The following is an 11,716-nucleotide window of genomic DNA, read 5'->3' as shown; positions in this document are numbered from 1 at the left end:
CACATCTCAATTTGAAATTCTTAATAAAAACTTCAATAGCTTTCATATACGCGAAAAAACTTATGAATAACATAAAAGTATCTCTTTTCAAAAGAACGTTAAGAGGGATAAAGCTTTAACTTTGCATGTTTAAAAATTAAGATAAATTAGCTAATTAATGCCCAGAACTACACTAACCATTGTTTTATTAGCAGTCTACGTTGTCATTATTATAGCTATAGGTTTATGGAATAGTAAAAACGATAGTAGCGAGGATTATTTTTTGGCATCCCGAAAATTGCCTGCATGGTTATTGGCTATAACCTTTATTGCATCTTGGTGGGGAGGAGGTTCAGCTATAGATTTGGTAGATCACGCACACAAAAACGGCTTAAGTTCATTTTGGATTTACGGGGTACCTGTTTTAATAGCCACGGCATTAATGTATGTGTTTTCTAAGGGGATTCGAAATATCGGAACTATTTCCCAGCCAGAGCTCATGAGTCAGCGCTATAATGATACAGTAGCTTTATTGCTGACAATTTTTATTATCATTTTTATGGTTATTGCTTCAGCAGTTCAGGTTATTGTTATTGGTCGGTTTTTTCATGCTTTTTTCGATATGGGTTATGCTAATGGTGCCGTATTAGGAACGCTAATCGTACTTGCCTATTCTATGTTTGGTGGCTTTAAAGGTGTTGTACTTACAGATTTATTGCAGTTTATGTTTTTTCTGTTTACTGGTGTATTCTTATTTTATTTAACCTTTTCAGAATCTGGTGGACTCGAAGCAGTCAAGCTTAACGCAGTAGCAAATGCTAAAGAAGGGTATACATCGTTTTTTTCTGATGTAGCCGATAATCTAGCCTATGTGATCACCTTTGGAACGTCCTGGATGATACAAGCCAATATTTGGCAACGGATCTCTGCAGCTAAAAAAGGGTCGGATGCAAAAAAAATGATGCTGATTAGTTTTTTAGCGTTTATTCCGCTCTATCTCATGGTCACGTATACGGGGATGTTTAGTTCTGTACTTTATGAAACGGTTCCAGAAACAGGAATTATTCCAGATATGGTTAGCAATTTAAGTAGTCCTATTTTGAGTGCTATTTTGTTTGTAGGATTGTGTTCGGCAATTATGTCCACTATGGACTCTCTAATAAATACAGGTGCTTTATCATTAACGGTAGATGTGTTTCAAAAATATGTACAACCCAATGCTAAACCTAAAGTCGGTGTGATTGTTGCCCGCGTATCTACATTTATTATGGCGGCTATTGCTCTTTTTATGGCTTTAAAAATTCAATCCGTACTAACTATTTCATGGATTGCTTCAGATTTCTTGACTAGTGGCGCCTTTGTACCTTTAGTGATGGGGTTTTTATGGGCACGCGGGACATCTAAAGCTGCAACGGTATCCATGCTTTTTGGGTTGACATTTGCATTTTATAATCTTGCAGTGGCTTTAGGAGCAGATTTTCCGGTTGCTTGGGAGATTGCTTCAGCAAAACAAGCCGTTATTGGTATATCTATTTCGTTTGTGCTTTATGTAGGTATAAGTTTATTAACACCTGCTGATACAGAAAAAAGTCTGCGTTTTATTCGTAAGGCCAATGTTTTTGGACGCTATTAGGAGATATTGGACTTAAATTAGATTATAACTATGGTCCTTTATAATCATTTAAAACCAATTGATGAGCTTCATTTCCCTTCTGAATTTGATTTGCTGTACTTCCCTTAGAAAACAAGTAACTTCCCGTTTTAAGCAGACCAATGATGAGGTTTTTAAATCTAGTTTCCGGTATTTGGAGATCGGTTTTCGTTTGTTTGTCCAGCAAGTAGTTTGCAACGCTACCATGTATGGATCTGATGTTTTTATTTATAAAATCGGATTTTATTAAACTTAAGTTAGTGTTTTCGTCCAGAAGTGCGTTTGCCAACTTTATAGAATCTTCATTAGGTAATTCTTGTTTATGCGTCCAATAATAGAAAAAATTAACAGCTTCTTGTTTGTTGTTGGGAATTAACTCTGCTGGTACACCCAATTGCCATGTCACATATTTCCATAAATGAAAAACACCCAACTCTTCTTCATTTGTAAAGGAAAGATTTAGTTTTTTTAATCCGTATAAAAAATAAAGAGTGAAGCCAATACTAGTGGCCACCATATCCATTATATTAATTGGTATGCCCGAAATACCAGGATCCCATTTAGTTTTGTCTTTTAGTATCATCAGTCTGGATGCCGAATGTATTAATCGGGTTTTTAGGCAGGCATACAATCTGGTTTTTTTAGCATCTGTTTCTATTCTATTTACATCTATCCAAAAAGAAAGGGTATAAAATAACCGCTGTTTGGCGCCTTTTTCTAAAGAACCCGTAAAAATTAATGGTTTGGTAAGACTAGAGTAATAATAACCACCTAATAATGAGAAGTTCCGAAGTACAACCAAACCAGTTAATCCCGAGCGTTGTGAAAGTTGTGTGCCTAATTTCAATAGATTTTGGTTTACCCATTCCGGCGTATCTTCCATCTGCGAAAGAAGATTTTTGACATCATTTGGTAAAGATTGATCGTCTTCTTTTGAAAGATTTTTCATGATTTCAGAAAACGAATCGTTTTTAAAAGCGTCTAAAACTATTTGGTCGCCTATGGTGTCGTATTCCACGAACAAATCATCATAAGTCTCAAATTCAGATAAATTAGGGTTTACATTTGCCCAGTCCTTAAATTCCTTACCAAGACCTTCATTCCAGAAATAGCTGAATTTATCTTCAAGACGTTTTTCTTGATCTGTTAGCATAAATTAATTATAAAAGTTTCAATTGAATATACAATAAAAACAATTTATCCTTTCATGCTAGAGGAAGTTTACTTGATGGTTTTAAGAATTTATTTCTAAACTTTCTTTCGTTTTTCAATTAATCGTAAACTTCTTTCAATTTCCTTTTTCAGTCGCTTATTTCTAGTTTCTGTATATTGTTCTTTTAGGAATTCCTCACTTTCATTTACGCCGCTAAATGCTTGAATAATTTTCCATTTTATTAAATCATTCGTTTTATTCTGAATATAACTTGATTTTAGCGGTTGGTAAATGCTTTCCGATTTAGAATAATAATTAATATGTCCAATGGTGTCAATCAGTTCGTTTAACATATAATTGTCTTCTGTATTTAGTGCTTTTAATAAGTCAGGAATAGCTATTGTACCTATTCTAACCAATGTACGACTGGCAATATCTCTGGGTAAAGGATAGCTGTCTTTTAAAAAAAGTTTTTCTGGAACTGCTTTATGCTGATTGGCCCCAATTTTAGCCAAACACATTATTAGAGGTGTCACAGCTAATTCATTTAGTAGGGAAAGTGTATTGCAAATTTCAATTTTAGTGTATAATTTCTTTTCAATTTTTAGCGCTTTTATTAAATAACCAACCGATATTGTAGTTTTATTATCCTTTAATAATCTGGTGCCTAAAGTGCGTTCAGTAGCTATTATACTTTCAAGCAAATCAACCTTTCTATTAAATGAAAAGTTTTCAAATTCAGATTTGGTTCCATTTTCTATGAATCCGCGGGCTTGTAGTTGCTTTTGTTTACTAGACATTTTTTCTGAATTGTTGTCAGTTTTTGTATATAATAAGACTTAATCAATTTCGCATCAAGATTTCCTAAACTAATAAAAAGTAGAAAAAAGAAGCGAAGAAAATGCATTGAAGATTAACTTTAGATAGTGATTTTATTGCTTTACCTCAAGCAGTTTTTACTCTAATTCTGCAATCATTTTAATATTATAAAGTTCAATTTTATTTAAAAAATGATCTACATTTTTATGCTCTGGTCTATACCAATTTTGATTTCTGAAATAAATATCCATTTTACTATTTTCAATAAAAGTATACCCATAGCGTGCATAAATTTCATTTTTCATTATGCGCAATTCACCAGCATTCATTTTTTTAAGTTCATGGGGATTTAGCTTCATAAATGAAGCTTTTCCATACTTTCCATAATAGATATTATTAAACTCAAGCTTTGTCTTAATCCCGATCTCAAATGCGCTGTCTTCAATCCAACTAGTCCAAGGGTTATTTATTTTTAAGCCTTTGAGGTACTCCCCAGAATCAGTTTTATAGTTAATAAATTTTCCAGTATACTGGTCACTGGTAAAGTTTCCTGCTTTATCGATTACGATATTTGTAAGGTTTATATAATTGCTTTTCCTAAGACTCGTGTTTTCCTCCCAATATCCACTTTGAACGAATCCAATTATAACATCTTCCGAAAAGAATAAATGAAAATCAGATTCACTTTCGCTTTCGCCAAAATGATATGATCCGGCATATTCAATTTCAATTTCTGGTAGCCAGTTTGATAAATCCGAGTCATTAATTTCTGATCCACCCCAATATTGAGCAAAAGTAAAATTTGAAATAAGTAATAAAATTATTAATATTCGCATGTGTTGATTTTATGACTTCTAGAAAATCAATACGTTAGTCCATTTTAAAAGAAACAGTATTAGAATTGTAATCCCGGTACTCGTGTATATTACACCTTGCCAATAAAAAAGTCTGGTTCCCCATTGATTCCATAACTTTATACCAAATTCTTTTGTGAAATGGCCATTAGTCAGCTTCCAAAAAAGGAAGGTGATTATTAAAAAAAGTGCTATTGCTATTATCCGAATTTTCTCCATTTATAGAATTTCTAATTTATATTTATTTAATGTTTTGTCCTGAAACATGACCTTCAGGTAATAATTGAATTTACTTTACTAACAATTTTTTTATTTCTGTAGCTAAATTATCAACATTGCCCTCTGAATTACCTATTGATATGTATTTAATAATACCGTTTTGGTCAATAACGAAACTTTTTGGAAGTGCTCCTGTTGCATATTGATCCCAAATTTTTTCATCGGGGTCAATTCCTACATTGAAATTTACACCGTATTTTTCCAATTGAGACATTTTTTTTTGTACTCTTTCTTTTTCTTCTCCTCTGGATATTGCTATTAAGATAAAATCTTTATTTTTAAAGGGTTCAAGTATTTTTTCTGGGAACTCTGCAAACTCAATTAAGCATGGTGCACACCAAGTAGCCCAATAATTTACTAGAACTACTTTTCCTTTTAAATCCGAAAGCTTAATTGTTTCTCCATTAATCATTTGAACTGTAAAGTCACTTGCAGGATCATTAATGTTCAGCTTTAGATTATCATTAGGGTTTTCCGTCTTAATTATTTTTATATCATTTGATTTTACGTGATTTTGACTTTCAGTTTTTCTTTTTCTGTAAGTATATCTATTTTCATTATAAATTCTCGATCACCAATTTGACTACCAAATTTTTCTGCAAGTTTATCACGCTCGTCTTGAGTTACACCTTTATGCATGCCTTGAATTAAACCTTCCTTTCCATATTCGTCAAGTTTTTCTTTTGTAATTATCTCATTGTTAGCAATTATTACGTATTCTGGTTTTTTTATAACTTTTTCTTGTCCAAATAGCGTAAATCCAAATAGCACGAAGACTAGTACAATAATATTTCTCATAATATTTTTAGGATATTTAAATTCGTTTTCGATCTTTTTATAAGTGGTCAAGGTATGATTTTCAAAACACGTGTTTTTATGTATAGCGCAGTAACGTTTTTCGTGTTCAGATTACTATTTTTTGTTCCATAAAATCAAAATGCGTTTAAGGTTTTCGGCTTTTATTAAATAATAGATATTCCAAATTAACACCCACATTATAAGGCTTATAAAAATAAAAATCAGATTAATTCCGTTACTTTCTAAATCCAAATACACGAATAATACTGTCGTTATGAGTACTCCAATAAAGCTATAAAGAGTTGCATTCTTAATGCTCATTTCAATAAAACCAGTTAAAGAATTCCATCCAACTAACTTATATGTAATTCTAATTTTTTCAGCGTCAGAAAAATCTATTGTCACTCTTTGAGAGAAATCCATTTTGATTACCAATGCGTTATTTTTTCTTTGAAAATTATAATCAAATTTTTTTAAGAATGCTTCTGTTTTATCTATAGGCATAGCTTTATTTTAATTGATTATGTTTATAAGTCTTGAAGAGTTTGAACATAAATTTATAAAACTAACTTGTAGCAAGCTGTAATTTATAGAATGTATTATGCCAGGTTCTTTTCATCCCATTTTTTTTCAATAAATTCTTTTAATAAAAAAGTCATAATGCCGCTTATAACTGCTGCAATAATATCCTTGTAATCAAATGTTCCATAAATCCTTAAATATCCAAAAAACTCCCAACCAAAAGCATATATTATGGTTGCTATAATAATTTGTTTGTTTTTATCATTATTTGAATATGCCTTTAATCCCCATACAAAAAAGCAAAATCCAATTACAGAAACTAAACTTCCAATCGTATCTGAAAATCCGAAATCATTAATTTTATTTTCATAAATAAATGGTCTGTAGAACATTGTTAATAGCAAAGCAGTTGTAAGACTTGAGATAGAAATTGTTAAGTATAGTTTTCCTTTTTTAGGTTTTATTTTCGCTTTCATCAATCAAGATTCAATTCTTTTTTCAATTCTGCTAAAGACTTTGGCTCTATAATTTGAGTGTTAATTATAAATTCACTTTCCCCCATTATTAGTTTTAATTCTCCTGCAAATTCTCTGATAGATTTAATTTTGGAAAGTTTTATTTTCTTCGGAATTAATTGGTTTTTTATTAATTCACCACTCTTTAATGTCAAATATTGCTTTTGGTTTTCAAAGTAATAAATGATCAACGTACAAACTCCTGCACCCATTTGTCCTATTCCTATTGAGTAAAGAGATACGCTTTTCCAATCTCCAGTAGCAAACGATAATAATACTAGAGTTATTCCAATAGAAATAAAGACTATTCCCAATCTTAAATTATTTTTTAATCTTTCTTTAGAATATCTAATTTTTATCATTTCTTTGGTTTTCACAATTGGTTGGTATGTGAAATGTGTGTACTTACGTCAAAGAAATTTCCGAAGAGAAATGAAAAGGATGCAACCACGCAGCTAACATTGATAAAGCTTTAAGCCGTAATTCTTTCTAAATCCTTTTAGATTTAGTTATTTATATAACGATCGTTAATGCCATCTAATTTAGAAAACGATTTTTTGAGTCTTGTAGTCAGCTTATCTAAATCAGCTGTTTTCCCAGTTACTTTCATTTCAAAGTTGTCAACTCTAATTTTTGATTTATCAACTTCAGATTTATTTACGTAAGCAAAGGCAAGTGTTATTTCTTGGTTTTTATCATTTTCTTGAAACATTTCTTTAACCATTTCCCAATCAAAGTTTTTCAAATCGTCAAGATTTGTCGCTTCCACATTTAATTGCGTTACTGCGGAATTTGTTTCAATTACTGTGCTTTTTTCAGTTTGTGCATAAGTTGCAAATGATATTAATGATAAAATTCCGAGTAAAATGTTTTTTGTTTTCATGAGTTTTTTTAAAATAAATTAAAGCTAGCGATTTTGTAAATGAAAAGTAAATGCTTGCGTTATTGGGCTTTCAAAGGAGCACTGCAGAGCGCGAACACGAACTTTCTTTCTTCTTGCGCACTAAACTACACTTTTTTTTATACACAGTGTTGATAATTCGAGATTTATGATTGTATAAAGTCAGAATTTTTATTTAGTTCCTTCACTATTCAAGACAGTTTTGTAACTCAATATTGCTTTAAAGTTCCTGACAATTTAGGCCTTTTTACATCAATGATTACCGCTTAATGTTCTCATTAAATAAACAGCGGTTTTACTTTCTTTGTTTTTTGCTACTTGCGCTGGAGTACCTTCGGTTATTACTTTTCCGCCTTCATCTCCAGCTCCAGGACCTATATCAATTACCCAATCACTTCCAGCTACTACTTGCATATCGTGCTCGACTACAATTACGGTGTTGCCTGCATCAACTAAACGTGCCAGTTGCAGTTGTAGTTTCTCTACATCCGTTGGGTGCAATCCTGTAGTTGGCTCGTCTAGAACATAAAGCGTGTTTCCACGACTTAAACGCTGGAGTTCTGTAGCAAGTTTAATACGCTGTGCCTCTCCGCCAGAAAGTTCAGTTGCTGGCTGGCCTAATCGTAAGTAGCCCAAACCGACCTCTTGTAAAACTTTAAGAGGTCTGCTTACTCGGTCTTCTTTTTCAAAAAAAGAAGCAGCTTCATTTACGGTCATCTGAAGAACCTCGGCTATGTTTTTATCATTATAAGTCACTTCTAAAGTTTCGGCATTATATCGTGCACCGCTACAAACAGGGCATGGTGCGTAAACACTTGGTAGAAACAGAAGCTCTATCATGACAAAGCCTTCGCCGTCACAATTAGCACAACGGCCTTTACCCACATTAAATGAAAAGCGTCCGGCATTATAATGACGTGCTTTTGCTAATTTTGTTGCCGCAAATAATTTTCGCACTATATCAAACAAGCCCGTGTATGTAGCAAGATTAGAGCGCGGTGTTCTACCAATGGGTTTCTGATTTACCACGACCATACGTTTTAGTCTTTCTGCACCTTTTGTAATTTTACCACCCAATGTAGCTACTACATCTTGCTGCAATACATCTTGCTCTTCTTCCTCGGTGGAAGGAGCCTTTCCTAATTTCGCGGACATTAATTCGACCAAAACCTGACTGACTAAACTACTTTTACCCGAGCCCGATACGCCGGTTACACTCGTTAAAACGCCCAAAGGAAAAGACACGTCAAGATTTATTAAATTATTTCTGGTAACGCCATTTAGCTCCAACCAGCCAGAAGGCTTCCTAACTGCAGACTTTTCAAAAGGCAGGTTATTATAAAGATGGTCTTTAGTTTTAGATCTTGCACTATTTTTTAAACCGGCAGGAGGACCGCTATATAAAATTTCTCCTCCACCTTCGCCTGCGTCCGGACCAACATCTACAATCCAATCGGCATGACGAATGACATCTAATTCATGCTCGACAACAAAAAGTGAATTACCGGAAGCTTTTAGTCTGTCCAGAGACTTTAGTAATGCTTCGGTATCTGCTGGATGCAATCCTGCCGAGGGTTCATCTAAAACATATACGACTCCAAATAAATTACTGCGCACTTGAGTCGCCAGTCGCAATCGTTGATGTTCGCCAGGGGAAAGGGTAGGCGTGCTGCGTTCTAATGAGAGATATCCAAGTCCTAGTTCCAATAAAACAGTAACCCTAGCAACAAGATCTTCGGCAATTCGCTGTGCCACCAATGCTTTCTCCTGGTGATTTTTGGTTAATTTAATTAAACTCGGTGCCGAACCATCGCTATAAGGTTCAAATATAGTAAGCAACCTTTTTAAAGGCAGACGTGAAATATCTGCAATATCATAACCTGCAAAAGTTACAGAAAGCGATTCTGGACGTAAACGCTTACCATTGCAAGTAGGGCAATCGCTACTCAACATGTATTCTGAAACGCGCTTTTTCATTAAAGCACTTTGGGTATTAGCAAAGGTGTGTAACACATATTTTTGGGCACCTGTAAAAGTGCCCATATAACTTGGCGCTTTCTTTTGTTTAATAGCAAGTTGTACCTGATCTCGATCTAAACCAGGATAAACAGGTACTTGTGGCTTTTCGTTGGTGAATAAGATCCAATCGCGTTCTTTTTTAGGAAGATCTTTCCAAGGAATATCCACATTATAACCTATAGTGATTAAAATATTTCGAAAATTTTGACCCTGCCAAGCTTTTGGCCATGCTGCAATAGCGCCTTCTCGGATGCTTAAGGAATCATCCAAAACCATGCTTTTTTCTGTTACTTCATAAACTCGACCTAGTCCATGGCATTGGGGACAAGCTCCTTCTGGCGTATTAGTTGAAAAAGATTCGGCATATAAAATAGATTGATTGGGAGGGTAATTGCCGGCGCGGGAATATAGCATGCGCAATAAGTTAGATAATGTGGTCACAGAACCCACTGAAGATCGTGTAGTTCCTGAACCTCTTTGCTGTTGTAAGGCAACTGCTGGTGGTAAACCTTCAATCTGGTCTACTTCCGGTATAGGCATTTGATGAAAAAGTCGTCTGGCATAAGGCGATACAGATTCCAAATACCTGCGTTGTGCTTCAGCATAGAGTGTACCAAAAGCAAGTGATGATTTTCCCGATCCAGAAACGCCTGTAAAAACAACCAAAGCATCGCGGGGAATATCTAGACTTACATTTTTAAGATTATGTTGGCGTGCGCCACGTATTGAAACGAAGCCTTCTTTTTGTGTCTTATTGTCATTCAATTGTTTCATGCCAACGGACGAATCAAAAAATATACCAACATAGGGATAAAGCTTTTAATTTTAGGTTAATGAAAAAATTGTCATCAATTTAGTTTGCAAAGTTTAAAACCTCCTTTAAAATAAATATCGGACTATTTTTAATTAGGGGTCAAAACATGATTTTAGTAAAAGAAGCCCGTCAATATGTACTAACATGCCTAAAAACGATACCAGGTATTGGAAACAAAATAGCTACTATTTTGATTGTTCTAACGGATGGATTTGATCGTCTTACAAGTGGAAGAGAATTATGTATTTATACAGGTCTTACTCCTATAATCAGTCAAAGTGGGAGCCGTATAAAAGGGAGACCTCGCATCAGCAAGGTAGGCAACCAAAAACTCCGTAATTTATTATTTATGTGCAGTTTTAACGCCTGTAAATATAATAAGGCTTGTAGGGATATTTATGAGCGACTTGTAGCCAAAGGAAAGAGCAAAAAACTAGCATTAATAGCGGTGTGTAATAAGCTACTAAAACAGGCTTTTGCAATTGCTAAATCAGGATTAATATACGAGGATACTTACAGAAGTACTTTGGTGAAAAGTTAATGCATTTTTACTTGTTTTTTAGCACTGTACTTTGTTGGCAACCGTTTTTATTTTCAGATTGTGACTTTTTTCATTCATCGAACTTTTAACTCAAATATTTATAGAAGATAAATTAATTATTTAGATTCAGTCAAAAGTCGCATTTCAAATTTTGACAGCTGCTTTTTTAATTTATTGTAAGATTAACAGTAATAAATTCTGTCGAACTTGATTTAAAGTTCAATTCGTAATCTCCTACGCTATTCGCAATAAATTCATAGTTCACAGTTCTTATTGGTGCATCTTGAGTACAAATACAACCTTCGTATTTTGCTTCAACTTCAATAGTTTTATTATTTCCGTTTTGGGTTTCAATAAATTTTCCAAATCCACCACAACCATTGGAAACACCAAAATTAACTTCAATATTTATTGTTTCATTAACAATTCCTGTTTTCGGTGAGTTTACAGAAGTAATATATTCAGTTTTATTTGTAATACATTCATCTTCTCTGTCGTCATTATCAGTACAGCTCATTATTATTCCAAAAAATATTATTGGAATAATTAAAATAATATTCTTTTTTTTCATTTTTATTGTTTTTCTATTAGATGCTAAAACTTTCAAAAGGTTGCGTGTAAATAGTTGCCAACGTTTATGTGTAAGAATAGTTGCGGTGGCAAGCACCTAAAATACTAAATATTGACCGAGCCTGTGGAAAATCCGCAGGATTTTCCAAGTAGGCGAGAACCAAGCAATTATTTTTACACGGTGTTGCCATTAGTACTTTTACGATAACAGATTAAATTTATCATCGACTAAAGATTCATAAATGAACTTTGCAGTTTTTTTTACTTATCAATTCTTTTAATGCCAAATCAAATACTTTTT

The 11,716-nt window shown here is 33.5% G+C and carries 12 protein-coding genes and 1 pseudogene; 2 read left to right on the top strand and 11 right to left on the bottom strand.

All coding sequences use genetic code 11. The features are described from left to right. The first annotated feature begins 157 nt into the window (after positions 1-157). Positions 158-1,612: a sodium:solute symporter family protein gene (locus tag BZARG_RS11110; protein ID WP_008638399.1), complete on the top strand. Its 1,455-nt coding sequence runs from the start codon at positions 158-160 to the stop codon at positions 1,610-1,612. 28 nt (positions 1,613-1,640) lie between these two features. Here BZARG_RS11110 and BZARG_RS11105 read toward each other — a convergent pair whose 3' ends face one another. The 10 genes from BZARG_RS11105 to uvrA all read right to left on the bottom strand — a co-directional run bounded on the left by BZARG_RS11105 (position 1,641) and on the right by uvrA (position 10,264). Next, on the bottom strand, positions 1,641-2,783 hold the full coding sequence (locus tag BZARG_RS11105) for an oxygenase MpaB family protein (protein ID WP_008638405.1): 1,143 nt from the start codon (positions 2,781-2,783) through the stop codon (positions 1,641-1,643). 95 nt (positions 2,784-2,878) lie between these two features. Beyond that, a complete protein-coding gene (locus BZARG_RS11100; RefSeq protein WP_008638394.1) occupies positions 2,879-3,583 on the bottom strand; it encodes a HEAT repeat domain-containing protein in 705 nt (234 codons plus the stop codon). Positions 3,584-3,739: 156 nt separating this feature from the next. Next, complete coding sequence (locus tag BZARG_RS15320) at positions 3,740-4,438, bottom strand: YARHG domain-containing protein (protein WP_008638401.1); 699 nt, start codon at positions 4,436-4,438, stop codon at positions 3,740-3,742. A 307-nt stretch (positions 4,439-4,745) separates the two neighbouring features. After that, positions 4,746-5,180 (bottom strand): peroxiredoxin family protein, encoded by a 435-nt coding sequence (locus BZARG_RS11085; RefSeq protein WP_262483635.1) that lies wholly within the window; start codon positions 5,178-5,180, stop codon positions 4,746-4,748. A 59-nt stretch (positions 5,181-5,239) separates the two neighbouring features. Next, positions 5,240-5,533 (bottom strand): hypothetical protein, encoded by a 294-nt coding sequence (locus BZARG_RS11080; RefSeq protein WP_008638385.1) that lies wholly within the window; start codon positions 5,531-5,533, stop codon positions 5,240-5,242. Between the two features lie 114 nt (positions 5,534-5,647). Next, complete coding sequence (locus tag BZARG_RS11075; protein ID WP_008638396.1) at positions 5,648-6,037, bottom strand: hypothetical protein; 390 nt, start codon at positions 6,035-6,037, stop codon at positions 5,648-5,650. 95 nt (positions 6,038-6,132) lie between these two features. Further along, entirely contained in the window at positions 6,133-6,531 is a 399-nt protein-coding gene (locus BZARG_RS11070) for a membrane protein (protein ID WP_008638392.1), read from the bottom strand. Continuing rightward, positions 6,531-6,947, bottom strand: coding sequence for a hypothetical protein (locus BZARG_RS11065; RefSeq protein ID WP_050807307.1), 417 nt, complete (start codon positions 6,945-6,947; stop codon positions 6,531-6,533). The genes BZARG_RS11070 and BZARG_RS11065 overlap by 1 nt, the downstream gene beginning before the upstream one ends. A 128-nt stretch (positions 6,948-7,075) precedes the next feature. Then, on the bottom strand, positions 7,076-7,453 hold the full coding sequence (locus BZARG_RS11060; protein ID WP_008638390.1) for a hypothetical protein: 378 nt from the start codon (positions 7,451-7,453) through the stop codon (positions 7,076-7,078). A 270-nt stretch (positions 7,454-7,723) separates the two neighbouring features. Further along, complete coding sequence (gene uvrA, locus BZARG_RS11055; RefSeq protein WP_040288555.1) at positions 7,724-10,264, bottom strand: excinuclease ABC subunit UvrA; 2,541 nt, start codon at positions 10,262-10,264, stop codon at positions 7,724-7,726. A gap of 146 nt (positions 10,265-10,410) precedes the next feature. Between uvrA and BZARG_RS11050 the strand changes: the two are divergent. Further along, positions 10,411-10,845: pseudogene (locus tag BZARG_RS11050) on the top strand (IS110 family transposase); the annotation flags it as partial. A 166-nt stretch (positions 10,846-11,011) separates the two neighbouring features. Here the strand turns inward: BZARG_RS11050 and BZARG_RS11045 are convergent. After that, a complete protein-coding gene (locus BZARG_RS11045; RefSeq protein WP_008638389.1) occupies positions 11,012-11,416 on the bottom strand; it encodes a hypothetical protein in 405 nt (134 codons plus the stop codon). Positions 11,417-11,716: the final 300 nt, after the last annotated feature.

It is taken from the genome of Bizionia argentinensis JUB59, assembly GCF_000224335.1.
GTDB lineage: Bacteria > Bacteroidota > Bacteroidia > Flavobacteriales > Flavobacteriaceae > Algorimicrobium > Algorimicrobium argentinense.
Note: the sequence above shows the minus strand (reverse complement) of the source record. Positions and strands in the feature narration are given on the sequence as shown.

Excerpts from the sequence above, each read along its gene's own strand:
- BZARG_RS15320 (WP_008638401.1), bottom strand. The coding sequence starts at position 4,438 with ATGCGAATATTAATAATTTTATTACTTATTTCAAATTTTACTTTTGCT.
- BZARG_RS11060 (WP_008638390.1), bottom strand. The coding sequence starts at position 7,453 with ATGAAAACAAAAAACATTTTACTCGGAATTTTATCATTAATATCATTT.
- BZARG_RS11070 (WP_008638392.1), bottom strand. The coding sequence starts at position 6,531 with ATGAAAGCGAAAATAAAACCTAAAAAAGGAAAACTATACTTAACAATT.
- BZARG_RS11045 (WP_008638389.1), bottom strand. The coding sequence starts at position 11,416 with ATGAAAAAAAAGAATATTATTTTAATTATTCCAATAATATTTTTTGGA.
- uvrA (WP_040288555.1), bottom strand. The coding sequence starts at position 10,264 with ATGAAACAATTGAATGACAATAAGACACAAAAAGAAGGCTTCGTTTCA.
- BZARG_RS11100 (WP_008638394.1), bottom strand. The coding sequence starts at position 3,583 with ATGTCTAGTAAACAAAAGCAACTACAAGCCCGCGGATTCATAGAAAAT.
- BZARG_RS11075 (WP_008638396.1), bottom strand. The coding sequence starts at position 6,037 with ATGCCTATAGATAAAACAGAAGCATTCTTAAAAAAATTTGATTATAAT.
- BZARG_RS11080 (WP_008638385.1), bottom strand. The coding sequence starts at position 5,533 with ATGAGAAATATTATTGTACTAGTCTTCGTGCTATTTGGATTTACGCTA.
- BZARG_RS11105 (WP_008638405.1), bottom strand. The coding sequence starts at position 2,783 with ATGCTAACAGATCAAGAAAAACGTCTTGAAGATAAATTCAGCTATTTC.
- BZARG_RS11110 (WP_008638399.1), top strand. The coding sequence starts at position 158 with ATGCCCAGAACTACACTAACCATTGTTTTATTAGCAGTCTACGTTGTC.